The organism is Pseudomonas sp. TNT3 (assembly GCF_010095445.2).
GTDB lineage: Bacteria > Pseudomonadota > Gammaproteobacteria > Pseudomonadales > Pseudomonadaceae > Aquipseudomonas.
In genome coordinates, this window is sequence record NZ_WFGV02000024.1 from 19,868 (window position 1) to 42,937 (window position 23,070).

General features: G+C 56.9%; 23 protein-coding genes. 3 read left to right on the forward strand and 20 right to left on the reverse strand.

The genetic code is table 11. The features are described 5' to 3' along the window. The 20 genes from GBC55_RS15600 to GBC55_RS15695 all read right to left on the reverse strand — a co-directional run bounded on the left by GBC55_RS15600 (window position 1) and on the right by GBC55_RS15695 (window position 19,465). Window positions 1-1,794: a hypothetical protein gene (locus GBC55_RS15600; RefSeq protein WP_162438346.1), complete on the reverse strand. Its 1,794-nt coding sequence runs from the start codon at window positions 1,792-1,794 to the stop codon at window positions 1-3. A gap of 27 nt (window positions 1,795-1,821) precedes the next feature. Then, complete coding sequence (locus GBC55_RS15605; protein ID WP_247266927.1) at window positions 1,822-2,202, reverse strand: CesT family type III secretion system chaperone; 381 nt, start codon at window positions 2,200-2,202, stop codon at window positions 1,822-1,824. 89 nt (window positions 2,203-2,291) lie between these two features. After that, window positions 2,292-2,552: an acyl carrier protein gene (locus tag GBC55_RS15610; RefSeq protein WP_162438344.1), complete on the reverse strand. Its 261-nt coding sequence runs from the start codon at window positions 2,550-2,552 to the stop codon at window positions 2,292-2,294. Between the two features lie 109 nt (window positions 2,553-2,661). Beyond that, window positions 2,662-3,753 carry an IpaD/SipD/SspD family type III secretion system needle tip protein gene (locus GBC55_RS15615; RefSeq protein WP_162438343.1) on the reverse strand — a complete coding sequence of 364 codons (1,092 nt, stop codon included), beginning with the start codon at window positions 3,751-3,753 and terminating at the stop codon, window positions 2,662-2,664. 2 nt (window positions 3,754-3,755) lie between these two features. After that, a complete protein-coding gene (locus GBC55_RS15620) occupies window positions 3,756-4,847 on the reverse strand; it encodes a cell invasion protein (protein ID WP_162438342.1) in 1,092 nt (363 codons plus the stop codon). 24 nt (window positions 4,848-4,871) lie between these two features. Continuing rightward, on the reverse strand, window positions 4,872-6,635 hold the full coding sequence (gene sctE, locus GBC55_RS15625; protein ID WP_162438341.1) for a type III secretion system translocon subunit SctE: 1,764 nt from the start codon (window positions 6,633-6,635) through the stop codon (window positions 4,872-4,874). Continuing rightward, window positions 6,628-7,122 carry a type III secretion system translocator chaperone SicA gene (gene sicA / locus GBC55_RS15630; RefSeq protein WP_162438340.1) on the reverse strand — a complete coding sequence of 165 codons (495 nt, stop codon included), beginning with the start codon at window positions 7,120-7,122 and terminating at the stop codon, window positions 6,628-6,630. The genes sctE and sicA overlap by 8 nt, the downstream gene beginning before the upstream one ends. Before the next feature lie 119 nt (window positions 7,123-7,241). Further along, entirely contained in the window at window positions 7,242-8,276 is a 1,035-nt protein-coding gene (locus GBC55_RS15635) for an EscU/YscU/HrcU family type III secretion system export apparatus switch protein (RefSeq protein WP_162438339.1), read from the reverse strand. Beyond that, window positions 8,251-9,051 carry a type III secretion system export apparatus subunit SctT gene (gene sctT / locus GBC55_RS15640; RefSeq protein ID WP_162438338.1) on the reverse strand — a complete coding sequence of 267 codons (801 nt, stop codon included), beginning with the start codon at window positions 9,049-9,051 and terminating at the stop codon, window positions 8,251-8,253. Before sctT ends, GBC55_RS15635 begins: the two co-directional genes overlap by 26 nt. A gap of 4 nt (window positions 9,052-9,055) precedes the next feature. Beyond that, entirely contained in the window at window positions 9,056-9,310 is a 255-nt protein-coding gene (locus tag GBC55_RS15645) for an EscS/YscS/HrcS family type III secretion system export apparatus protein (RefSeq protein ID WP_162438337.1), read from the reverse strand. Window positions 9,311-9,319: 9 nt separating this feature from the next. Next, window positions 9,320-9,979, reverse strand: coding sequence for an EscR/YscR/HrcR family type III secretion system export apparatus protein (locus GBC55_RS15650; RefSeq protein ID WP_162438336.1), 660 nt, complete (start codon window positions 9,977-9,979; stop codon window positions 9,320-9,322). Continuing rightward, the gene (locus GBC55_RS15655; RefSeq protein ID WP_162438335.1) at window positions 9,972-10,883 is read right to left on the reverse strand and encodes a FliM/FliN family flagellar motor switch protein; all 912 of its coding nucleotides are present in this window, start codon (window positions 10,881-10,883) and stop codon (window positions 9,972-9,974) included. The genes GBC55_RS15650 and GBC55_RS15655 overlap by 8 nt, the downstream gene beginning before the upstream one ends. Further along, window positions 10,880-11,779 carry a hypothetical protein gene (locus GBC55_RS15660; protein WP_162438334.1) on the reverse strand — a complete coding sequence of 300 codons (900 nt, stop codon included), beginning with the start codon at window positions 11,777-11,779 and terminating at the stop codon, window positions 10,880-10,882. Before GBC55_RS15660 ends, GBC55_RS15655 begins: the two co-directional genes overlap by 4 nt. Next, window positions 11,776-12,231, reverse strand: a complete 456-nt coding sequence (locus tag GBC55_RS15665) for a type III secretion protein (RefSeq protein ID WP_162438333.1) — start codon at window positions 12,229-12,231, stop codon at window positions 11,776-11,778. The genes GBC55_RS15660 and GBC55_RS15665 overlap by 4 nt, the downstream gene beginning before the upstream one ends. Beyond that, window positions 12,215-13,501 carry a type III secretion system ATPase SctN gene (gene sctN, locus GBC55_RS15670; RefSeq protein WP_162438332.1) on the reverse strand — a complete coding sequence of 429 codons (1,287 nt, stop codon included), beginning with the start codon at window positions 13,499-13,501 and terminating at the stop codon, window positions 12,215-12,217. The genes GBC55_RS15665 and sctN overlap by 17 nt, the downstream gene beginning before the upstream one ends. After that, window positions 13,498-13,905: an Invasion protein B family gene (locus tag GBC55_RS15675; RefSeq protein WP_162438331.1), complete on the reverse strand. Its 408-nt coding sequence runs from the start codon at window positions 13,903-13,905 to the stop codon at window positions 13,498-13,500. Before GBC55_RS15675 ends, sctN begins: the two co-directional genes overlap by 4 nt. Window positions 13,906-13,918: 13 nt before the next feature. Then, on the reverse strand, window positions 13,919-15,973 hold the full coding sequence (locus GBC55_RS15680) for an EscV/YscV/HrcV family type III secretion system export apparatus protein (protein WP_162438330.1): 2,055 nt from the start codon (window positions 15,971-15,973) through the stop codon (window positions 13,919-13,921). A 6-nt stretch (window positions 15,974-15,979) separates the two neighbouring features. Continuing rightward, window positions 15,980-17,095 (reverse strand): type III secretion system gatekeeper subunit SctW, encoded by a 1,116-nt coding sequence (sctW, locus tag GBC55_RS15685; protein ID WP_162438364.1) that lies wholly within the window; start codon window positions 17,093-17,095, stop codon window positions 15,980-15,982. Further along, window positions 17,092-18,678 (reverse strand): type III secretion system outer membrane ring subunit SctC, encoded by a 1,587-nt coding sequence (gene sctC, locus GBC55_RS15690; protein ID WP_247266929.1) that lies wholly within the window; start codon window positions 18,676-18,678, stop codon window positions 17,092-17,094. Before sctC ends, sctW begins: the two co-directional genes overlap by 4 nt. A gap of 73 nt (window positions 18,679-18,751) precedes the next feature. After that, the gene (locus tag GBC55_RS15695) at window positions 18,752-19,465 is read right to left on the reverse strand and encodes a helix-turn-helix domain-containing protein (RefSeq protein ID WP_162438328.1); all 714 of its coding nucleotides are present in this window, start codon (window positions 19,463-19,465) and stop codon (window positions 18,752-18,754) included. A 254-nt stretch (window positions 19,466-19,719) separates the two neighbouring features. On the opposite strand from GBC55_RS15695, the gene GBC55_RS15700 reads away from it, so the two are divergent. The 3 genes from GBC55_RS15700 to GBC55_RS15710 all read left to right on the forward strand — a co-directional run bounded on the left by GBC55_RS15700 (window position 19,720) and on the right by GBC55_RS15710 (window position 23,065). Further along, window positions 19,720-20,931: a CmpA/NrtA family ABC transporter substrate-binding protein gene (locus GBC55_RS15700; RefSeq protein WP_162438327.1), complete on the forward strand. Its 1,212-nt coding sequence runs from the start codon at window positions 19,720-19,722 to the stop codon at window positions 20,929-20,931. Window positions 20,932-20,946: 15 nt separating this feature from the next. Continuing rightward, window positions 20,947-21,522: an ANTAR domain-containing protein gene (locus tag GBC55_RS15705; protein WP_162438326.1), complete on the forward strand. Its 576-nt coding sequence runs from the start codon at window positions 20,947-20,949 to the stop codon at window positions 21,520-21,522. 331 nt (window positions 21,523-21,853) lie between these two features. After that, on the forward strand, window positions 21,854-23,065 hold the full coding sequence (locus GBC55_RS15710; protein WP_162438325.1) for a nitrate/nitrite transporter: 1,212 nt from the start codon (window positions 21,854-21,856) through the stop codon (window positions 23,063-23,065). Window positions 23,066-23,070: the final 5 nt, after the last annotated feature.

The window sequence follows — 23,070 nt, forward strand, 5'->3', positions numbered from 1 at the left end:
CTATTGTTTTACGCACAGCGCGACATGCTCTGGCCATATTTTTTTGGCAGCACCTATAGCCGTGTCGCCCGTCTTGGCCATGGTCACCAGCAACTGCATTTCTTTTCTACTTATCTGGCCATCATGAATATCATCCATAATAGAACCAATCTCCTGTTCAGTGCGCCGAGCGAGTTCCCTGCCTGTATCAGTTTTGTCTCTTTCAACCACCACACGAGAAAGATTTTGCTGAATAAGGTTTCTCAGCTTCAACTCAGTATTGCCTTCTAAATAACCAACTGTATTTGTTATTATCAACCGATTATATGGAATATTACCCTGCCAACTGGCGTGCCTCTCAGGTGTGAACATCCCTTTATGCTCAAGATAAACTATATTATGCCCCATAAGCGCAAATGGCTCTAATGCCCCACTTCGTATACCTACCAGCCCCCCACCAATAGTTTGCAACAGGCGATCCATGAAGTACCACTGATTTTGCCTCGGCGCCAACAAGCGTTCTCCGTCGATTTCAGCCGCCCAAAACCGCCCAACATGAGGTCTCGAGGTAGGGCGATACGGTTGTCGATTAACTACCACCTCGGCCCCATCATTCTTTTTTTCATTATTAAAATAAGTATCAGCAATAAAATAAACATCACGACCACTTTGTTCAAACGCATCTGCAATCAATTCGAACATGGCGGGTCTGGAAATTGCTTCCGCCTCTCGTTCATTTGCATATTCACGATCAGCAACCCATAACGCTATCGAACCTTTTTTAATACCTTGACTCTCAACCACATCATCTGCAAGCCTATTAATAATTGCCTTGTCCTCAGGAGATACCAACGCATGAAGTTTTTGGCGAATATCTAAATGCTTACTCTGCTTATCAAACTCATTCTCACCACTAAAATAACGATTCAAAATTTCCGTAGTAACGGATATATGGAACATATGCGCATCCACATTTTTTGAGTCTGCCAATGGAGATGAATAACCAGACTGATATAAAAAATGTTCGCGCGTCGCAGCTTCATCGAGGCTTTCTCTAGCATTTTTTAGACTGGGTCCGTTATAAGAAAGTAATGAGATGCGCTCATCAGGGTACGGCTCACCATTTGCCAGCAACGCTTCTTTTATGACAGCCACTGCCTCTTCCGCACTGACTTTTTCAGATTGATTATTTTCGCTATAGCCAATAGATATTTTCAGACGAGGCTCGATAAGGGCTGCAGAGATCAAAGTATATCTGTCGCCAGTAGCGTATCCCGGAAGAAAAACGTTAATATCCTTTTCACTATCAGACAGCACAGACTTGTATGATTCGTCACGCGGATGCAGATAGGTCAAACCTTGAAACGTTTGATAATCCATACAAAAAAGTTGGTTTTCAACAATATTTTTCGTGGATACATAAGAATCCATTCTCTGACTGACTTGCCGCGCCTGCTTCAGAATCTCAAATCCAATCTCTTTACGAACCCCTTGACTATCAAATACCGAGTCCTTGAATATCTTTTGAAAAAAAACTTCCCGTGTTCCAGGACTAGGAATATTAAAACAAGAAGCCCCCACGCTCTCTTGCAGGCTACTCTCGTAATTTAGAAAGGATACACACTTCCATCCAGCGGTAAATTTCACATGATCTGCTGTAATGTCAAATTCTGGAAATTCCAGCGCACATTCGGCTATTGGTGAACCAGGCTCACTCCTCACAAATAACTCGTGAGAACCATCAAGACTTTCCGTCTTACCAATAAAATTCAAATTAACAGCAGTATAAACAGTCGACCTCAATGCATTTGGCACCGCACCACCTTCTAAACAATGTTATTTTCAAGTTTTATTTTCAATGATATGCCGATGCAGCCCAACCAAACGCTCCAATATCTTAACGACTTGCGGAGCAATCAAACCCTGCAGCGACTCTTGATGATACAACCTTAAAACCTTATCCAAACCAAGCCCAATCCAAGCTCCTCTCATCAGTTCCAAATTTGCATTCATACTCAAATAGTAATCAGCGGCAAACCCTTCGAGCTCTAGTGTAGTAAGGTCACTACAAATAATTAGGCGCTGCCCAATTTCTGCAGCATCAATACGCCATTGCTGCCCGTCCTTTTCGATTAAGACCACCCCTAAATCACTCGAATGAACATCAACATTTAAATATTCACATATCTCTCGCACTAACAACCCAGCAGGTGTCATATCCATGTATCCGTAAAAAAACACTCACCAATAGCCAACCACATCTTTTACAACTCAACCAATCTACTCGAAATATTTTAACTCTTGTTGACTCCTCATCTGCATCGCTTATCTCTATCCGCCATCAGAGAAAAACAAATATCTGAAACGCTACACCACTGTGCCACTTCAAGAGGTGGCAATTCCGTACAAAATTTTTCATTCAACTTAATTATAATTTCCACAATACCCATAGAATCAATATATAAATCCTCCACTAAACGCGAGTTTGTCTCAATCGCGTTCCGGCCCACAAAAAAACACTCATTTAATATTTCAATTACTTTCCGCTCGATTTCCTGATCACTCTTCTGCATCCTCGACACCCGCAAAAAAAATTACAAAGGCACAATAACAACTCAAACGAGCAGACATTATGCTTCACGTTAATAGTAGTATCTTCTTCTTTAACGCCAACCTACCACTTTAGAAATTCAACATCGCCTTCAACATGTCGGCAAACTGGTTCAGGTGCGACGACAGCGTCTTGTTGAAATTGTCATGGTAAGAATTGGCGTTTGAATACTTCTGCGTGAACGACTGCAACGTGTTTTTCAATCGTTCTTCCTGTGCATTAAATCCGGTTTGCCATGCCTGAAATTTTGCAGTGTCCCAAGTGACCCAAGTTCCACTTGTCGGGAGGCTGCCCAACATGACCGTCAGGGGCCCCATGTCCATGACCACACTGTAAGTGCCATCGGCGTTTCGCTTGAGGCAGCTTTCCGGAAGCCCCAGCGCCTTGCGCCAGTTGTCGGCTTCTTCTCTGGTTGCTCCGTCCATGCCAGGCGCCGGAAACAATACGGATGCCGGGTTTGGATGTGAGTACTTCTGAATAAGCGCCTGCAACGCCGAGCGCATCTGACCCGCATTCAGCTTGACCTCTTTGCCGTCATTCGCGCCCTCGATCCACTCTTTCATCTTTGCAGTGATTTCTTTATTGAAGTCTGAAAAGAAATCCGAGTAAGCCTTAATCAGGTGCTCATAACCGGCCAGATAACCGTTTTTGATCAGGTTGATCAGTTCAAGCAGCTTGTCAAAGAAGTCGTTCGGCGAATTGATAATGGCATCAAATGCATCTGCCACCTCTGCGGGAACGGGATCGGGAATGTTGTGCAGTTCACTCAAGATACGGTTTTGCTCGTGTACCACCTGCTGATGCTGCTGATCTGTCAGCGTGCCGATCACCCCCCTCATCACCGAACAGCAGTCACTAAACTTCTGAGCCCAAAGTTTAGATCGCATGCGCTTGAGCTCAACCTGCTCAACAAACTCTGCAATTGCACTTTCTGCCGTACCGCCACTCAACAGTTCAACCGCTACTTTCATGATGTTCGGCTGACACCTGAGCATGCTTTCAAGGTGGCGTGCGAGCACTGCCAACGATCGATCAAGCGATTGGGCAAGCGTGAATCCCACTGGAACATCAGACGGTAGCTCAACCGGTGCGCCAGCGTTCATTCCGTCGCCGCAGTCGTTGAATGGGCGCCCGGGAGGCTGCAAGTTATCAGGTATTCTCATGCTCAGACTTTCCCTATGACTTCAATGCGGGACTGGAAAAGCTGCATCACCATGTCCATCAACTTTTGCAGCAACGCCGCATCAGCCGAGTCTTTCTGGCCGACCTCATCGCTCAGGCTTTTCTGCGTGTTCTGCGCGCTTTGCTGCAGCACCTCCTCTTCCCTCGCTGCGTGCTCCTTCATGCGGACGATGCTCGACACCACCTGGCTCATGCTCATGGACATCGCATTGAGCGCGCGACCGATTTCGAGTTTCTTTTCAATGCCTTTCGCGCCGATCTGGCTCAGCCAATCCGACGTCTGACCGACCTTCTGGGCCTTGAGGATTTCAGCGTCAAACCAGGCTTGCTCTTTAGGTGTCAGGACAGACCCCTGGGGTTTGAAGTCCACGATTTTTGGCCTGCCGAAATCGTCGAATACCTGAATTTTGTAAGTTGTCTCGGGATTCCACTCATCGATCGCCCGATCGCGCTTCAAGTCTCGCTCGATGGTGTTGGCATCCAGGGAGTTGCGCTTATGCAGGTTGATATCCGCATGTTTGAGATTCTGTCCCTGAAAGGTTTTAACCATGGCAAAGCCGGCGATTGCACCGGACACCACAGCGGCTGTAATGGCGCTGTACAGTGCCGCTTTTCCCGACTCCACAATGGCAGCACCCTGAGACTTGGCGGCATCGGCAGCCATGATGCTGAAGTGCCCGCGCAGCTCGGCGTTGGTCACCCGTGCGATGTTCAGCGCGATGATGGCGGCAACCAATACATTGGCGTGTTTCTCCCAGGCGCCGGGGTCGAACGCCAGGCTGTCGCGCACCTCTTCCTTTTGCATCAGTGTGGCCGCGACGAAGTCTTGCCAATCGGACGCCGAGGGTGGGTAAGCATTGATCGCGCTTTCCAGTTGGGCCGCTGTCGGGGTGACGCCGCGGGTCTCAAGAATCTGGTTCTTCGCGATGACCTCAAGCAACCCCGGGTCACTCAACGCTATGTTTTTGCGATCTTTCGAATGCTGCTCTTGGGCGACCAGCTCGTTGAGACCCGCATCCAGCGGATCAATTTCCCTGGTCTGAGCCGGAGGCTGTGCAGCGCTAATCGAAAACATGACGAACTCCTTCTATCTCTGATTTCAAACGTGACGCACCATTTGCAGATTGACCGAATGGCTACGCTGCATGTCCGCAAAGACCTGTTCGATCTGTCGGGTTCTATCCCGCATCGAAGTGCCATAGTCCTCGACCAGGCGAGTCAGATAGGAGGTGATTTCTTCGCTGATCGCCATGCGCACCCGCACATCTGCCAAATGCTCAGCGGCCTTGGCCTGATGATTGCCGCTGGCGACCTGCAACCCTCCCTGTACAGCCACGCTGCCGAACTCTGTGACCGCCTGGGCGATTTCAAGATTGGCCGCGTAGCGAGCCAGGGCCACAGGGTCAGAACTGATGAAGCTGCGCAGCTGCGTCAGCAACTGGGTCAGTGTATTGCCCAACGACGATGCCACTTGCTTGAGCGCCTGCATCGCCGCAGGCGCAGCCTGAGCAACCACTGACGCCAGTTTCGAAGCGACTGCACCGACGATTGGTCCGATCACCGCAACCCCGACAATAGCCACCAGCACAACGGCCGCCAAGGTTGCGGCGATCCCCTGGATCATGCCGGCAATTTGCGCGATGTCCTTCGCCGTTTCAGGGTCAACACCAAGGCCGATCAAGAGCCTGGTGTAGAGGTCGGTAAACAGCTTGATGGCCTCCTGCATCACGGTGGTCAGGGGTTTCATGGCTTCGGCCATGAACGACACCCCTGTGTTCTCCTTGACCACCGCATCGGCAATCATCAACGCAGCACCGATGACGCCCACCGCGATCAGCATCGGGTTGGCCGTAAGCACACCGGCGACGATGGTCGCAACGGTCAACAAGGCGCCAACAATGGTACCGATGCAGCCCATGGTTTTTTGCAGGGCCTCGGCTTTGCGCACCTCTTCCAGGTACTTATCCGACTCCAGCTTCATGTGTTCCTGAAGCCTGGCTTGCAGCTCAAGGAACAGCTCCTGATTGAGTTCTTCCTTGTTCTGCGCCGACTCACCCAACAGCTCGATGATCTTCAATCGGTTGAGCAATGCCTGCGCGCTGCTGCTCAGCGCCTTTTCCTGCGACTCTTTGATTGCAGGACCACCTAGCCCGGCTTCTTGCACTTTTACCGTCGCGCCCTGCAAGGTTTTTGCCGCAGCGTTAGCGCTCTCGATCAGCTTCACGTGTGCATCGACGGCTTTTTGCAAGGTCTGCGTGTGGCTCGCCAGATCGCCTTTGAGCAGATCGCGAAGCGCCAGTTCTTTTTCATATTCCGGCGACTCTGGATCAAGTTCGGCCAGACGAGCTTCACTGTCATTGAGCAGCCCCTGGAAGTGCTGTACACGCTCACGCAGTTTCTCAAGCTTTTCCTGACTGCCGCCGACGGCATCTTCTGCGGCCGCCAACGCATCGACAGCGGCCCGGTATTCAGCGCTCAGCTTGTCATGACCTTGCTGTTTCGCGCCGGCCATGGCTTGCAACATTGACAGGCGATTTTTCAGTTTGTTGACGTCAACCTCGCTGAACAACTCACTGATCATCGCCATCAACAGCGTGAACAGGTCACCGTTGGTTTCCTGCTTGTTGCCATCCGCTCTCGGAGGTGGCGCATGAAGCTGTGGGCGCCCCGAAACCGTGGCGGAGGAACCATGCTCTCCCGCGTAGTTCACCGACATCAAACCCGCCAGTGCCTCTTGACCGGCCTTCTGGTAATCAACCGTTCTAGCCGCCTGACTGGCAGCTTTCCCGTAGATTTCAAACGCCTCGGCACGTCCGTGTGCACCTGTTGAAAACGGCATGGATGTGCTTCTTATTTCACTCATGTTCAGTGTCCTCCGAACAGTCTTTTTCTATTCGACTCAAGGCATCCAGATAGACCTGGGCCTGTTTTCGCAGATCGTCTTCAGGGGCCTGCTCGAGTACATACTCAAAACACAGCCGAGCTTTGCCGACCCTGCCCAAAGCGAGTTGACACTGGCCGGTATAGAGCATTGGCCGGTACTCATTCTTGCCTTGAGCGAACGCAATGGCGTACAGATCGATTGCTTTCTGATGGTTGTGTTTGAGCTGGTGCACGGCGGCCAGGCCCATCCAGTAATGGCTGTTGTAAAAGTCGTAGATGCACAGGAAGTGAAAGAACTTTTCCGCATCGTCCAGCCGCCCCTGCTCATAGAACTGGTAGGCAAAGGCATACAAGCCATCCATGTGTTCATCACTGATGCCCTGCACGTCCTTCAACGGCGCGCCCGCCAGCACTGCATCGACGATTTGCAGCGCCACTTGTTCATCGTGTTGTTTGTCGCGACTCATCAGCCACACTCCTGAAAAAACGTCAGCGCCGCTGACGCCTGCATTGAGCCAAAGCGCCGGCCTGCACGCTGCCAAATAGCGCTCATGTCGGCGTTCGGGTGGAAGGAAAATGGGTGGGATCAGGCTTGTTCGACCTGTTCAAGCCAGATCAGCAGGCGCAGGACTTCTTCGACTTCCTGCACCTGGAGGAAGCTGTAACGCTGGTGGGTTTTGAAGATCCGTCGTGCCAGAGCGACGTCGTTGATGACGGGTACACCCACCTTCTCGGCATACGCCCGCACGGCGAGCGCGCGCTGGTTGGTTTCCATCAGGGAGATGAAGGGCAGCAGGGTGATTTCAGGACGGAAGTACACGCCGATTGCGATGTGCGTCGGGTTAGCGATGATCATGCGCGAGTTGCGCACATCGGACTTGACCTGTTCCGACAGCAACTCCCTGTGCAAGTCACGTCGGCGACTTTTGATCTGCGGATTGCCGTCCTGCTCCTTGTGTTCGCGCTTGACTGCGTCCTTGTCCATCATCTGGTCTTTCATGAACAACCAGTATTCGCTGAGCGCATCAAGTACCACGATCAGCAGCGCGCACCCCAGAAACGACAGCAGCAGTACCAGCAGTAAACGCCCCCAGATCGCGAACAGATCCGGCGCCTGGGCATACAACTGGGCGAACAGCAGTTGCCGTTGGGTGACCCAGACTATCCACAACGCCAAGGCGAAACTACCGAGGTACAGCAGCGCCTTGACGGTGTCCTTTACCGTGCGCAGGCTGAACAGTTTCTTGAACCCATTGATCGGGTTCAATGCGCCGAGATTGAGCTTCAAGGCTTCACTGGCCAGCGCAAAACCGCTTTGCAGCAACGCGGGTAACGCGCTGGTCAGGACGCACACCAGCAGCAGGGGCAGTAACGCCTTCAGACCCACCAGCACCAGCGTCGCCGAGTACTTTTGCAGGTCGGCATCAAAGTCACTGGCGATGATGCGCCGATAGACCTCCATGACTTCCAGCAGCGAGCTGTTGAACACCATGTAGGTGATGCCACACATCGTCAGGCAGGTGACCACCAGGTCCTTGGCCTTGAAGGTCTGACCCTTGCGCGCGGCATCGCGCAGCTTTTTACTGGTGGGCTTTTCAGTCTTGGAGGCGCTGGACGACATCACGGCCCTCCGCTTCCAGGTAGTGCTCCAACGAGTGGGATTTAACCCCCATGCGCAGGATTTCATCCGGCAGATGCGCGCCGAAATACAGCATCAACACCACGAGCGCCACCAGGCTCTTGACCGTGAGCGATACCGAGAAGGCATTCATTTGCGGCGCATAGCGCGACAGCAATCCCAGCAGCGCCTCGCTGATCAGCAACGTGGCAACCACCGGGGAGCTGATCACCAATGTCTTGCTGACCAGGGCATCGAGCAAACTGATGATCGAGGGTAGGTTCACGACACAGCCATTTACCGGCGCGCAGATGCGGTAACTGTGGCCCACGGTCTCCAGCATCAACAACATGCCTCCGCCTTCGAGGTAGACCGCTGCTGCAAACAGCTGCAGAAAATTCGCCAGCTCCGAAGTATCGACGCCGTTAGCCGGATCTACCGTGCTGCTGAGCATCGCACCGCGCTGGTTGTCGATCAGGTTGCCCATGGCGTGCAGCACCCAGAATGGCCAGCACAACAGGCACCCCAGCAACACACCGATACCGGCCTCGCGCAACACCAGGCCAAAGAACGCCAGTCCATCGAGCGCGGGGAGTGGTACGCCGACGTACGTCCAGAACCCCAGCGCCACCAGCACGATGACCGCCTGACGCGGCGCACCGGTCAGCACGCCACTGTTCAGGAACGGCAACATAAAGAAAATCGGAGCCAGCCGAGCGACCCCCAGCACCGCTGCGGCCATCAGCGCGTACAGATCGAAAAACAGTGTCACCGTCATGGGCCTAACTCAACGCCAGGCGCATGACTTCGCGGCTGAAATCCAGCAGGGTCTCGCCGTACCAGCCGGACAACAGGAACAGACACCCGGCGACCGCCATCAATTTGAAGCCGAAGGGCAGCGTTTGCTCCTGCAATTGACTGACGGTCTGAACCAGACCGACCACCAGCCCGACCACCGTCGCGACGATGATCGGCCAGGCGACCATCAGCAGAATCAGGTACAGGGTTTTGTTGCCGGCATAAACCAGATCGTTCATCGCGCGCGCCTATGTCAGCAGGGTCAGGTATTGCTTGACCAGCCCGGTAGACAGCAGCGCCCAGCCATCCAGCGCCACAAACAAAACCAGTTTGATCGGTACCGAGATGATCACCGGACTCATCATCATCATGCCCAGTGCCAGCAGGATGCTGGAGATCACCAGATCGACGATGACGAAGGGCAGGTACAGATAGAAACCGATCTTGAATGCACTTTTGATTTCACTCAGCGCATAGGCCGGCAACAAGGCGAACAGCGACGGCTCAAGCGCCTCATCGTCAGGCAGGCTTGCTTCGGTTTCATCCTGCGCCATTTGCGCCCGCTCGAAAAACAGCGCCAGTTCCGGATCGGTGTATTTGCGCAGATAGTCCTTGTAGCCACCCAGGCCGTTCTCGGCAAAACTCACCACGGACTCAATGTCGGTGAAAGCCACCTGCTCGTCCTTGTAATAGCCGTAGCCCTGCTTCATGACCGGCGTCATCACGAAAATCGCGAGCATCAGTGCGATCGCATTAAGGGCCATGTTCGACGGCACCTGCTGCAAGCCCAACGCGTTGCGCACGATGACAAACACGATGGAAAACTTGATGTAACAGGTGCCCGCTGCCACCAGGAATGGCAGCAGCGAAGCAAAGGCCAGCAACGCAATCAGTGAGACGTCATTCATCGGTGACAGTCCGATAAACCTCGAGCAATTCGACACCCAGTTGACCGTCCAGCTGGACCAGTTCACCTCGCGCAACCCGCTTGCCATGGCAGCGCACTTCGATGTGCATTTCGGTGCCGGCGGCCAGCGGGATAAGTTGGCCGGCGATAATGTTTTGCAGGGTGCCCAGTTCGATGTCGTGGGTGGCCAGAACGAACTCCAGACGAACCGGTAGCTGCTCCAGCTGGCCGTCGCTGCCAGGTAGTCGGCTTGGATCGTCAACCGTGAATTCCATGTGTAACCCCTCTTTCTTGAACGAGAAAACGCCGATGCTGTGGTTCGCCAGCCGACACTGGTGAGTGAGTTGAGTGATCCGCAGCACGTCACCCTGCGCAAGGCGTGCATGGCTTGCGCGGCTGATGTCACTGCCCCCCAGAATCAGTTGCAGGCGCAGCGGCAAATCCCTCAGCCATGTACGTGATTGCGGTGATTTTTGTCGCAACGGCTCAGGTGGCAGAACCGCCACCCACAGCCGACCCGCAACGGTTTCGATCCAGGGCAACGCCTGCACGGGCAAGACCTGTGGTTCGATTAATTCAATGTCCAAAAGACTGGCGCAGTGCAGTTCGTCCAGCATCTGGGGCAGCGGTCGAGGGACCGCTCGAAACAAAGAGGCGATGCTCGCCAGCGAGGACTCGACCGTCAGCAGTGACGCCAATTGCGGCAGCGAATGATGCAGCCAGTCACGCGCCAGAATCAGGCCCTGCCAGCCTCCCCGCTCGCCTTTGACGCTAAACCGTAGATAACCGGACAGCGCCTGAGGCACATCCAATCCGACGCGGTGGCCCGCGCTCAGCCAGCGGTGCACAGCCTGGGTTCGGGCATGCATCAGTTCATCGACACGGCGTAATGCGAGCGCTCTCACGGAAGGGTTTCCGATGGTTCTTCCTGGTCGTCATCAGGCGATGGGTGTGACCCTTGATGCTGTTGTTGATTCGGGTTGTCGTTCAGCTGCCAATGGGCATTGCGGACCTGTTCAAATGGCTCGCGCAGGTGTTCAAAGACTTGAGCACTGCTGGGGCTGAGCACCAGGTTTTGTACTGACTCACCCGGCAGCCGGGTGATCGTGACTTGACCGTTGGTAGCGCCTTTGTGGAACGGAACCTGGAGAAAATCACGGTTCGGCGGCGGGGCTTTTTCCTGGGCAATGTTGGGCAATGGCAGTGGCAACGGTAGCGATGCAGGGCCTGGGACTGGCGCCGCGCTATGGACCGGGACCGGGACCGGCGCTGTGGCGGGCAAAACCACTGACGGGGTGTTGCTCAGGCCATGAGCGAAAGGCTGTGTTTTCGAAGGGGATTCAATGGGGTGGTCGGGGATTGCCGGCTCGCTTGGCGGCAAGGGTAGATCAGCCGACACGGGCTCATTGAGCGTTGCCCTGACTTCGATCGGTGGCGGTGCAGGCATCGCCACCTCAGGTTTTGGGGCGGGCATCACGTGCCTGTCGACCTGCGAGACCGCCAGGTGCAGACGTTGCAGTGTCAGCAGTTGTTCGAGGGCCACCGGCTGTGTGCGCGGCTCTTGCAACAGACGCTCACCCGCGCCCTGATCTGGCGCACGGCCTTGGAGTGTTTCCCCGCGCAACATTGCGGTCAACGGTCGTTGACGCCAGAGCATTGCTGCGACCAGGTCCGCCACGCCTTGTGGCAATTGCTCCTCCTCAACCGGAACGAGCTTTTCTTCGAGCGTTTCCACGTCCCCCTCAGCACCTGACTCAATGGGTAGGACCGATAACTGCGGCACCACGGACACTTCATTCATCGCTGCACTCCGGCCATGTCTTCCACTTCCCGTTCTTCCCGACGCACACGTTCAAGCTTCTGCGCACACGTCATTTGCTGAACAACCCGTTCATATTTGTCGTGTTTTTGCCGAGCGCAACGCAGTTGTTCGCGTTGCGTTTGCAACGTTTCATCGACCTGCCTGCACTGCTGCTCCACGCGGTCGCGCTCCAGCTGCAGCACATGAATTTGCCGGCGGATGATGGCCTGACGTCGCAACAGCGCCAGCAGTTGCCCGTGATCCAGCGTGCAATCTTCGGCGCGATGGCTGGCCAGAAGGTTGTGCAGCGCGGCGGCCTGCTCGGCGAAATCCGCCAGCTCCTGACGCAGCGGTTGCAACTGCTGCTGCGTGCGCATCAACCCCTGCTCGAAACGTCGCTGGCGCCTCTCGCTGAAACTCAACAATCGGCGTGTATCAGGCAATGAGTTCATTGAGGCTCCGCAGGGTCACTTCCGGTTCGCTGCATTCGTCCGTCGGCTGACGCAGCCACCGGTCCAAGGCCTCGCGGCGCTGCATGGCGTGGTCATTGGCTGCATTGGCGCCCGGGGTGTATTCCCCGAGGTCGAGAAAAATCTGCAACTGCTCAAGGCGCGCCAGAACGTCTCGCGTTGAAGACGCCAGTTGCCGGACCTGCGTATTGGTCACTTGCGTCGCGACACGGCTGACGCTGCGCAGCACATCGATGGCTGGAAAATGCCCTTTGGCGGCCAGATCACGGCTGAGGTAGACGTGCCCATCGAGGATCGAGCGAATTTCTTCGGCCATCGGATCCGGTTCATCGTCACTTTCCAGCAGTACCGTGTAGAAGGCAGTGATGCTGCCTTTGGCGGTCACACCGGGCCGTTCCAGCAAGCGCGGCAAGGCATCGAACACCGACGCGGGGTAGCCGCGTCGAGCCGGCGCTTCGCCAGCGGCCAACGCCAGATCACGGCGAGCCCGGGCGTAGCGGGTCAACGAGTCCAGCAGCAGGACGACGCGTTGTCCCTGGTCACGAAAATACTCGGCGATGGTCGTCGCCTGCAGCGCTGCGTTGCAACGATCCACCGAGGAAAAATCCGAGGTCGCGAACACCACCACGCAGCGTGCGCGCTTGTCGGACTGGCGCAGATGCTCGACAAACTCGGTCACCTCGCGTCCCCGCTCGCCGATCAGGCCAATGACGAAGACGTCTGCTTCGGTGTGGCTGATCAGCATGTTGATCAACGATGTCTTGCCCGATCCAGCGGCCGCAAAAATACCGATGCGCTGACCGACGCCGCAGGTCAGCAAACCATCGATGACGCGGATGCCGGTGGTCAGTGACACGGCGACTGGCCGACGCTGGTGGTACGCAGGCGGCTCGGCGTCCACCGGGTAGTCCTGTTCGTGAACGGCAGAAGTCGGCGCCAGGCGTTCAACGATGTTGCCGTGAGGGTCCACCACGCTGCCGAGCAACGCATCACCGCAGGCAAGGCGCAGCACCGAGCCTGTCGGCACAATCATCGATTCCCGGGAAAGCCCTCGGGCATCCCCCAGCAGACTGAGCACTACCACGCCTGGCTTGAAGCCAATGACTTGGGCTCGTGCCGCGAGTTGCGATGATCGCCAGTGTTGACGCACCTCGCACACTTCGCCGATGACCACGTCGACCAATGCCGCCTCGATCAAGGGCCCGCTCAGGCGCAACGGGTGCGCGGCGCGGCGCTCCAGCCAGGCATTCATAGGCGCAGGATGCCGCACAGTTCTTCCAGCACCGCAACGAAGTGGTCCAGGGCCTGGGCGAAATGCTCGCCGTCGCTCAGGGCCTTTTCATTGCTCAGAAGTCGCAGTTCAAGCTGTCCTTCCACATCGCACAGGTGCAATTGCCCACTGCGGGACCAGGGGCAGCCCTGAAGTAAAATCTGCAGCAAATCGGCGGATGCATGCCTCAGAAGCTGAGGCCCTATCTCCGTCACACTGGCCCATACCCACACCTCTTCATCCACATAACCGACGTTGATAGCGGGCAAATCCTTCATGTGCATTTCGATAGTGCTGTGACTGTCGAAGTGCCCCAACTGCTTATCGGTGCAGCCACTGTGCCGCAGTGCTTCGCGCAACAGTTCGGCAATATCCAGGTGTTTCATAAAGATCGTTTCCTTACAGCGTCTTGATAACGTTGACCGAGATCGTTTCGGAAATTTCGCCGAACGACATCACGTCCAGTTCGCGAAACTTTCCTTCGATCAGCTTCTTGATGTAGCGCCGCACATCGATCGAACACAGCACCACCATGTCCTTTTGTGCAATGTGCAGGCTGTCCAGACCGACGCTCAGGCGGTCCATCAACTCTTCCGCTTCGGCGGGTTCGAGATTGATGAAGCTGCCGCCCGAGGTTTGCCGAATGCCCTTGCGCACCACGTCCTCAAACTCCGGCGACAGCAACAGCACGCGCAGGTCATTGCCGTGGGCGAATTTGTTACTGATGTAGCGCGCCATCGCGCCACGGACGTGCTCGACCAGGGCCAACACATCCTTTTCTCGCGAGGCCCAATGGGCCAGTGACTCGAGAATCAGCTTCATGTTGCGCACGGAAATACGCTCGCCGATCAGCCGTTGCAGGACCTCGGCGATCTTCTGCACGGTGACGTGGCGGTAAACTTCCTTGAGCAGGTCGGGGTAACGGTTTTCCATCTCGTCGAGCAGCTGCTTGGTTTCCTGCACACCGAAAAATTCCTGGATGTTGCGCGCCAGCAACGTCACCAGGCAGCGGTAGCATTCGTCGTAGGCCGGTCGCAGTTGATAGCCCAGCTGCTGCACCCGCTCCCTGTCATCGGCGGTAACCCAGGTCCCCCCTCGCTGATGACCGTCGGCGCCTCGTACCAGTGAAAAACCTAACGGCTCCAGTTCTGGCGAATAGTCGAGTAACCGCCAATGATCGAAATGAATATCGAATTGGTCGGCGCGCACTTCATTGATCAGCACAGCCACCTGATGCGCGGATAAAGCGTCACTGCCGCGTATCTGGGGCTCGGGAATCCGCAGTCCGTAGTCGACGAAAAACTGGCTGCGAAAGCGCACCGCCAAGCGAGCGGTGTCGAGCTCGTGCAGGCGTGAAGTGGGCACCAACAACATCAGCGGGACGGTTTCGGTGGCAATGCTGTCGATGTCTTCCAACAGGCCCAGTTCGGTTGACGCCTCCCCTGGTGTGGCGACAGAGGCGCTGGATTCAACCGGTGGCCCGGTAAGTCTTGAAGCCTTGCGGTGCCGGAAAAACACCACCAGCCCCAACACCACCGCAATCGGTAAAAAAGTGATCAACGGAAAGCCCGGCAACAACCCCACACCCACCGCCAGCACCGCCGTCACCCCCAGTACAAAGGGGTTACCGAGCATCTGGGCGAGCATGTTGCGCCCAAGATTGCTGTCATCACCATTGACCCGGGTGACGATGAAACCGGCGCCGATGGCGATCAGCAATGCAGGAATCTGCGCCACCAGACCATCGCCAATGGTCAGCAAGGTATAGGTCGACAGGGCCGTGGACATGTCCATGCCCATCTGCCCGACACCAATGGCCATGCCGCCGATGAAGTTGACGAAGATGATGATGATGCCGGCGATCGCGTCACCCTTGATGAACTTCATTGCGCCGTCGAAAGAGCCGTACAGCTGGCTTTCGCGCTCCAGTACGCTACGTTTTTCCTTGGCTTCTTCAGCGGTCAGGGCACCGGCCTTGAGATCACCGTCGATGCTCATCTGCTTGCCGGGCATGCCGTCCAGAGAAAAGCGAGCAGCGACTTCGGCGACCCGTTCCGAGCCCTTGGTGATGACGATGAACTGGACGATGGTGACGATTGAGAAGATGACGAAGCCAACCACCAGGCTTTCGCCGATCACGAACTCACCGAACGAGGCAATGATGTCCCCGGCGTCGGCCTGGCTCAGGATCAAACGGCTGGTGCTGATCGACAGTGCCAGGCGAAACAGCGTGGTCAGCAGCAGCAAGGCCGGGAATGTGGAGAAGCTGAGGATGCGTTCGATGTAGAACGAACCCATGAACACCAGCAGCGAAATGACGATGTTGAGGCCGATCAGGAAATCCACCAGCGCGGTCGGCAGCGGGATGATCAGCATGGCGATGATCATCACCATCAACGTCAGGATCAGCAGTTCCGGGCGCGCGCTGACGTTGCGTAGAAATTGATTGAACATGGAGAGTCAGAGTCCTTGAAAACCAGCGGCGAGGCGACGTCGTTCGATGCATTCGTGGGCGAAGGCGATGTCCGCCAATTGACTGAACAACTGCGCCAGACGCTGCGGCGCTTCTCCATCGCAAAACAACTCAAGTGGCAGCTGCAGGCTGAGCCGGCGTATCACTTGCAGCAGCGCCGAGCGCTCACGGTGCTGGCTCAGAACCACGCTTTCGCCCAAAGCACCGAGTAACAGTTCGTCGAGCTCATCGGGGTACGTCAGCAGGCCGAGAAGGAACACCAGCCAGTCACGCTCCTCAGCGTTGTGCTGGCAGATCAGCCGGTCACCCAGCACGCTTGTGATAAACCCGGTTTCCGCCGAGCGCAGGCGCTTGAGAGCCGTCAGCCGGGTCAGCAACTCGCCGAATTCCCTGCGCGAGCAACTGGGGTCCTGAGCACTGATGTCGGTCAGCAAGGCTGCCTCGATAAATGCCAGGACGGTCATGCGCCGGGCCTCGCCATACGTCGCGATCCAGTCCTGATAGCAACTGACCGGACCGTCGTCGGACTCCAGAAAATCCCGGTAGGTTTCACGCAGGAACCCCGCCCGCACGGCAATCGCCTTGCCGAACATTCGCGCCTTCAAGGCAGCGTTGATGCCGGCCTTCATGCGCTTTGGCGAGCCCTGTTCGAGCACCGTTTGCAACAGGGTTTCGAGCCGTTGACGCGTGCCCGCGTCGAGTTTTTTACGACGTAACAGCTCACGCAGCACCAGGGCCAGGTCACTGTCATCAGGGAACAGGCTGCGCGCCATTTGCAGCAACCACGCGACGGGTTTGTCCCCCAGCCGCGCCAGACTGAACAGCTGCCGAGCCTTGCTGACAGTGTCGTCATCCAGCACCCGTTCAAAGCTTTCGGTCATCGACTCGGACTTGAGCTCAAAATGTCGCCGGCCTCGAAATTGCGCCAATGCTGCCGACATTTCATCGCTCATCTGCACAAAGCGCTGGGTAGCGGCGGCCGTGCCGGTCTCGTCTGTTTCCACGTCGGCATTGGGTTGCGGTTGAGGGTGTTCAGCGGCTTTTTCGCTGTTCAGTCGGGCTTGCGCGGCCCGTCCGCCGGCTGATCCAATCGGCAGCATCAGTTCTGTCCTGCGCGCAAATAGGAACGCCGAAGGCGCTCATGCTGCTCGGGAGTCATCAAGCGTGTGGCTGGGTCGAGGCTGTCCGGTTGCAGTTCGCTGGTGATTTCCTTGGGCTGAATCAGGAACACCCGCACGGTATTCGCCGAGCGGTTCTGGCGGTAACTGAACAGCCTTCCGATCCAAGGAATCGAGCCCAATACCGGGATGCGTCCGATCTGCTCGCTGTGGTCGTCGCGGGTAAACCCGCCAACCAGCAGACTCTTGCCATGAGGGACTCGCGCCACCGTACTGATGCGCGTGCGGCCAACCGTCGGCAAGGCATTCGGGCGCTCGCCATCACCGGCGCTTTCGACTTCGTTGCCGTCTTCGATATTGAGCGACATCTCGATCTCGTCGGCCTTGGCGAAACGCGGTAATACGTTGATCAATGTGCCGTAAGTCACGTGCTGCAACTCGACCGTGCGTTCGCCAACCAAGGGCGCATAGAAGGTGCGGTTGTTGTCAAAGATCGCCGGGACGTTTTCCTGGGTGAGGATCACGGGACGCGCAACGACGTTGGCGCGACTAGTACGCTCCAGCGCCATGATTTGAGCGACGAACGACACGCCGTCGAGCGTGGTCGCCGAGCCGGCATTGAGGGACGCGGAAAACTGGCTACCGACTTTCACCGCGCCTTGCCATTCGATGCCCAGCTGATTGAGTTCGTCCTTGTGCAGATCGATGATCCACAGTGACAACTCCACATGCCGTTTCGGTGTGTCCAGCGCAGTCACCAGGTTTTCGATAAAACGCACCTGTTCCGGCAGCCCCTTGACCAGCAGGCTGTTGGTGTCGGGATAGGCCACCACCCGGATATTCCCCGCCGCCATCTCCCGCGCAAGAATGCGCGGTGCTGCAGGGTCATCCGACGACGAAGCAGTGGCCAGGCCTTCCAGGGGAAACGCGGGCATCAGGCCCTGTGACGTCTGCGCAGTGTTTTGCGCCAACTGGGGTTCGACCTCACTCTTCTCGCCCCGCAGCAGTTGCTCGATCACGGTCGCGAGGCCAGGAATCGTGACCTGGTCATCGCGCAATTCGTATTTACGGTCGCCGACAAAGGTGTTTTGCACCTGAATGACGCCGATCTGCTGTTTGCCCAACAGCAAATCCGAACGCTGGTTATCCATCAGCTGCGCGGCCTGCATCACCAGGTCAACGTAGATGGGAGGCCCGGAAATGTGGAACGTGCGCAGGCCGTCATGACGCATCGGGTAGCGGGCATCGTGCAGCCCGGACTGTTTCAGGAAGCCCTGGAGTCGGTTGACGGTCAGGGTTTGCAAAGACGCCATCGAGCTTTTGACTTCCGAGCCGTCATACACGTAAATCGATTGGCCATCGCTGTACCAGATCAGGCCCATTTGAGCGGCGATTCTTTCGAAGGTCTTCTGCGCCGAGCCCAGTTCGAACTCACCGGAAATCCGCTTCGCGGCGGCGGCCTTGCTCACCACAACCGTTTTGCCCAGAGGGCCGGACAACTCTGTAAAGAAGGTCCGAACGCTTTGCTCGCGAGCCACGTAGGCATTGTCCCGAGCTCCCGCATGCATTGGCGCGAGAGTCAGCGCAGCGCTTAATAGCGCCGGTAAAAAAAACACGGGGAAAAAGCGAGAAATCATCGGTTCACTTGCTTGAAAGGTCGGTGATGTCCGCCAGACTGCTGGGTGAGAAACCCACCAGCTCGCGGATTTCCTTGGAGAAATGTGAAGACGAGGCGTAGCCGAATTCCAGCGCCACATCTGTCAGCGAACCGTCTTCAAGACTCATGTTCAATAGCGCCTGGGCCGCTCGCCAGCCGCGTAATGCAGGCTTCGCCGCACTCCCCAGCGCGTGTTGGCACAACCGGCGAAAGTGCGATACCGAGACGCCATAACGCTGCGCCAGTGCAGACAGTTTTTCGCTGTGGGTGCCCTGCTCGACCAGGAATCGAACCAGCCCGTAGCTCTCGTTGTTTCGTAACTGGCGGGCAAAAGCCTGGTATGCGGAACTCCCGGCCAGCGCCTGTTCGATGTACCAGCGCTCAAGCGCCTTGTCGCATCGGGCGGTTTCATCGGCCACCGCCAGCACAGCCCAGGGAAACGGGCGCGAGACCTTGGCGATCAGCGTATCTCCCAGGTCGATAAAGACCTGCAGCTTCACCAGGGTGGCCTCTGCCATCGCGCGCACCTGTACATCGCCGCCGCTCAGCTCTGCCGCGCCGTCCATCACGATCAATCCCTGCCAACCCGCGGGCAGCGAACAGGACAATGGGCTGTTGTGTGATGTCAGGCGCACAGGTTCATCGGCGACACGCAGGTGCAGCACCCGATCATTGAGGCGAACATCGGGCAATGTCATGGGGCAATCGCACTGGATCTGCACACCGGCCTCCTTTGCAACGCAGCGTTGGAATGGGCGGCAGGATGCGAGACGCAGCGCGTTAAATCCTGATGAAATGCTGATGGACCGCTCGCTGGCATATGCCTTGCACCAACACCTTTATCAGCGCTCATGCCAACGTCGGAATGAGTGGAAGGACAATGGCGTCGTCACTCGGCCTTGCTCGCGCAGGAAGCCTGGACGACGCCATTTTTTTGGAAGGTGCACACTCGATGAATGAACCATCAGCTGGCCCGCTGGCCTGGGTCAACGGTAGCGACGCCCCGGAAAAGACCGACATCAACCTCGGTTTCATGGCGCTGAGCGACTGCGCTTCAGTGGTGGTCGCCGCGACACAGGGCTTCGCCCAGCCGTACGGGCTCACCCTGAACCTCAAGCGCCAGGCGTCCTGGGCCAACCTTCGGGACAAACTGGTCAGTGGTGAACTGGATGCCGCGCACAGCCTGTACGGTTTGATTTATGCGGTTCACCTGGGAATTGGTGGCGTGGCGTCGACCGACATGGCCGTGCTGATGGGCCTGAATCAGAATGGTCAGAGCATCAATCTTTCCCATGGCTTGCAGGCCTTGGGCGTGACCAGTCCTGAAGCACTGGATCGCCACGTGCACCAAAGTCGCCCAAAACTCACGTTTGCCCAGACATTTCCAACCGGCACCCACGCGATGTGGCTGTATTACTGGCTGGCGAGTCAGGGCATTCATCCCTTGCAGGACGTCGACAGTGTGGTGGTGCCGCCACCGCAAATGGTTGCGCATCTGCAAGCGGGACGCATCGACGGATTCTGCGTGGGCGAGCCGTGGTCCGCCAGTGCGGTCAAACAGAACCTGGGGTTCACTCTGGCGACGACCCAGACCATCTGGCCCGATCACCCGGAGAAAGTGCTCGGCTGCACCCGCTCATTCGTTGAGCAATACCCCAATACGGCCCGGGCTTTGGTAAAGGCGATTCTGGCGGCCAGCCGTTTCATTGAGGCCAGCACCGACAACCGCCGCAGTACCGCGCAATTGCTCAGTGCCCCGCAGTATCTGGATGCACCGCTGGACTGCATCGAGCCGCGTTTGCTTGGCGACTATGACGACGGGCTCGGTCATCGCTGGCAAGACCCGCATGCCTTGCGTTTCCATGCCGGGGGTGAGGTGAACCTGCCGTATCTGTCCGATGGCATGTGGTTCATGACCCAGTTCCGTCGCTGGGGCTTGTTGCATGACGATCCGGACTACCTGGCGGTGGCGCGTCAGGTACAGCAATTGGACGTGTATCGCGAGGCAGCCCTTGGTATAGGTGTCGCGGTCGGGGACAACGACATGCGCAGCAGCCAGTTGATCGACGGCAAGCACTGGGACGGAACTGACCCGGCGGGTTATGCCCGCAGCTTCAAACTGCACGCCATGAGCAATAGCTCGCACCGATTCGCCAGCCGCTGACAGGAGATTGCGAACATGTTGCGTATCCTGCTGATCAACGACACCGCGAAAAAAGTCGGCCGCCTGAAAGCGGCCCTGACTGAAGCCGGGTTCGAGGTGATCGACGAGTCGGGGCTGACCATTGACTTGCCTTCACGCGTCGAAACGGTGCGCCCGGATGTGATTCTGATCGATACCGAGTCACCGAGCCGCGATGTCATGGAGCAAGTGGTGCTGGTGAGTCGTGACCAGCCGCGGCCGATCGTGATGTTTACCGACGAGCACGATCCCGGCGTGATGCGTCAGGCGATCAAGTCCGGCGTGAGCGCCTACATTGTCGAGGGCATTCACGCACAACGCCTGCAACCCATCCTGGACGTGGCCATGGCGCGTTTTGAGAGCGATCAGGCGCTGCGCGCTCAACTGCATGCCCGAGACCAGCAACTGGCCGAGCGCAAGCGTATAGAGCTGGCCAAAGGGCTGTTGATGAAGATGAAGGACTGTAACGAGGAGGACGCCTACACCCTGATGCGCCGCCAGGCCATGAGCCGGCAGCAGAAGCTGATTCAAGTGGCGGAGCAGATTATTGCGATGAGTGAGTTGTTGGGTTGAGGTTTTGTGGTGACTTTGAGGGCCTCATCGCGGGCAAGCCTTGCTCCCACAGGGATTGGTGTGATCACAAAAGGTGTGGGAGCAAAGCTTGCTCGCGATGGAAACCACCCGGTCTGCGCCTATTGGCACAAATCTCGCTAAGTAATTCTCACAGGTAACCAACGGCGGTTGCCCCACCTACGACAAAGACGTCGCTCACCCTGTTTGCCCATGGCAAATCCGGTAGCGGCGTTTTTTTGTTTTGGCCCCTTGAAAAAGGGGCCGGTGGTGCGGCCGTTTTGCGGCGTGCCATCTGTTAGCTCATGACTCCTTTTAACAGCTGAGGTGCGCGATGAATTCAAGCTTCTGGAAATCTGGCCATACCCCGACACTGTTCGCGGCCTTCCTCTATTTCGATCTGAGCTTCATGGTCTGGTACTTGCTCGGGCCGTTGGCCGTGCAGATCGCCGCAGACCTGCACCTGACCACTCAACAGCGCGGGCTGGTGGTTGCAACACCGATTCTGGCCGGGGCGGTTTTACGCTTTGTGATGGGGCTGCTGGCTGATCGACTGTCACCCAAAACCGCAGGGCTGATCGGTCAGGTGATCGTCATTTGCGCGTTATTCGGCGCCTGGAAACTCGGGATTCACAGCTACGAGCAAGCGCTGATCCTGGGCCTGTTTCTCGGCATGGCCGGCGCGTCTTTCGCCGTGGCCCTGCCGCTGGCCTCGCAGTGGTATCCACCACAACATCAAGGCAAGGCCATGGGCATTGCCGGTGCGGGCAACTCCGGCACGGTGCTCGCGGCACTGATCGCTCCGGTGCTGGCAGCGGCGTTTGGCTGGAGCAACGTATTCGGCTTCGCACTGATCCCGCTGATCCTGACGCTCATCGTCTTCGCGTGGCTGGCGAAGAACGCGCCAGAGCGACCGAAAGCCAAGTCGGTGTCGGACTATTTCAAAGCGCTGGGTGATCGGGACAGCTGGTGGTTCATGTTTTTCTACAGCGTGACGTTCGGCGGCTTCATCGGCCTGGCCAGCGCCCTGCCCGGCTACTTCAACGATCAATACGGCCTCAGCCCGGTCACTGCCGGGTACTACACCGCCGCCTGCGTATTCGGCGGCAGTTTGATGCGTCCGTTGGGCGGGGCTCTGGCGGATCGTTTCGGCGGTATTCGCACCCTGCTGGGGATGTACACGGTGGCCGCAATTTGCATTGCAGCAGTGGGTTTCAACTTGCCGAGCTCCTATGCGGCCCTGGCCCTGTTCGTCTGCACCATGCTCGGTTTGGGTGCGGGCAATGGCGCGGTGTTCCAATTGGTGCCACAGCGTTTTCGCCGGGAAATCGGCGTGATGACCGGTTTGATCGGCATGGCCGGCGGCATTGGCGGCTTTGCACTGGCAGCCGGCATGGGCGCGATCAAGCAAAGCACCGGTAGCTATCAGCTGGCGTTGTGGTTGTTCGCCAGCCTGGGCGTGCTGGCCTGGTTTGGTCTGCACGGGGTGAAACGTCGCTGGAGAACGACCTGGGGTTCGGCCGCAGTGACGGCGGCGCGGGTCTGACGTTT